The organism is Acidisphaera rubrifaciens HS-AP3 (assembly GCF_000964365.1).
Classification (GTDB): domain Bacteria; phylum Pseudomonadota; class Alphaproteobacteria; order Acetobacterales; family Acetobacteraceae; genus Acidisphaera; species Acidisphaera rubrifaciens.
Map to the genome: position 1 here is coordinate 1 of NZ_BANB01000177.1, position 1,643 is coordinate 1,643.

Annotated in this window: 2 protein-coding genes; one reads left to right on the plus strand and one right to left on the minus strand. The window is 72.7% G+C overall.

All coding sequences use genetic code 11. From position 1 onward, the window contains the following. Positions 1 to 1,109 (plus strand): hypothetical protein (locus B8460_RS21695; protein WP_048860765.1); only part of this gene is annotated, 1,109 nt, incomplete at its 5' end. An 11-nt stretch (positions 1,110 to 1,120) separates the two neighbouring features. Here B8460_RS21695 and B8460_RS06480 read toward each other — a convergent pair. Further along, on the minus strand, positions 1,121 to 1,643 hold a 523-nt coding region (locus tag B8460_RS06480), incomplete at its 5' end, for a cysteine hydrolase (protein WP_048860766.1).

A 1,643-nucleotide genomic window follows, 5' to 3' on the forward strand; every position in this document is an offset into this window, starting at 1 on the left:
TCGCGCTGCCGTGGTCGCCGCGCAACCCGGATTTCCGGCTGGTCCGCGCGTCCGAGAGCCAGCGGCCGCAGGCGCGCGCCCTCGGCCTCGCGCAGCCGACGAACGTGTATCCGCTCTATGAGAACGCCTGGCGGGCGGCGCGTGGCGAAAGCGGGGAGGCAGGGCGGCGGCGCAACGCGGCGCTGTGGTCGCGCTTCTCGCAGGTCGCCGCGGGGCGGGACGAGGCATGGCTGCGTCGGCCCCATACGGCCGAGGAGATCGGCACGCCCACGGCGGCCAACCGCTTGATCGCGTGGCCATACACGAAGCTGATGGTGGCCAATCCGCTGGTCAACCAGGGCGCGGCCATCCTGCTGACCTCGCTGGCCGAGGCGCGCCGGCTCGGCATTCCGGAGGGTCGCTGCGTGCGCGTCCTCGGCGGGGCCGCGGCAGCCGAGCCGGACGACCTGATGGCGCGCGACGGCTATGCCGCCGTGCCGGCGATGCAGGCGGTGCTGGATGCCGCGCCGGCGCTGCTGCCGCGCGACGTGTCGGGCTTCGACGCCGTCGAGCTGTACAGCTGCTTCCCATGTGTCCCGGCCATCGCCGCGGCGCATCTCGGCCTGCCGGCGGACGCGACGCCCACGCTCGCGGGCGGGCTGACCTTCTTCGGGGCGCCCCTCAACAACTACATGGCGCACGCGGCGGTCGCGATGGTCGAGCGGTTGCGTGGGGGCGGGGGCCGGACCGGGCTCTTGTACGGTCAGGGCGGATACGCGACGAAGCATCACACGCTCGTGCTGGCGCAGGGCGAGACCGACGCGCCGCCGCCCGCCGCCGCGCATGACGTGCAGGCGGAGGCGGACCGCAGGCGGGGCCCGGTGCCGGTGTTCCAGGACCACCATGAGGGGGCGGCGATCCTGGAGAGCTTCACGGTGCTCTATGACCGCGACGGGGCGCCGCGCCACGGCATCGCCGTCGCCCGCCCGACGCCGCGGAGGCGCATCGTCGCGCGCGTGGCGGCGGCGGACGACATCGACGCGCTCGCGACCCTCGGCGACAGCCCGGTCGGGCGGCGCGGGTCGGTGCGGTCCGCGCCGGACGGGATGCTCGACTGGTCCTTTGCCTGATCCGTCCCGGTTCAGCCCGGCTGGGCGGCCTGCACCCCGGCGATCACCTGCGCCGAGGACGTCACGAAGCCGAAGCACGTCTTGACGTTCCAGAGCGACGCCTCGCGGCAGAAATCGGGCGAGGTCGTGCCGCAGCAATCCTCCACCAGCACGCAGTTGTAGCCGAGGAAATGCGCGTCGGTCAGCGTATGGAGCACGCATTGATCGGTGTTGACGCCGCCGAAGAAGATCGTGCGCACGTCGAGGTTGCGCAGGATGCTGTCGAGCGGCGTGTCCCAGAAGCCGCTGATGCGGTACTTGTCGACGCGGATGTCGTCGGGCAGCTGTTCGAGCTCGTCCACCACGGCGGCGGCCCAGCTGTCTTTTTCCAGCACGCGCGCGCCGTTCGACGGCAGCGCGCCGCCGATGCCGATGCCCCGGCCGTCCGGGTTGAACACGTAGAGCGTCGTCGGCGGCAGGTTTTTCCGGTCCCGGCGGTTGCCCCAGTTGAGCCAGATCACCGGCACGCCGGCCGCGCGCAGCACGGGCAGGATC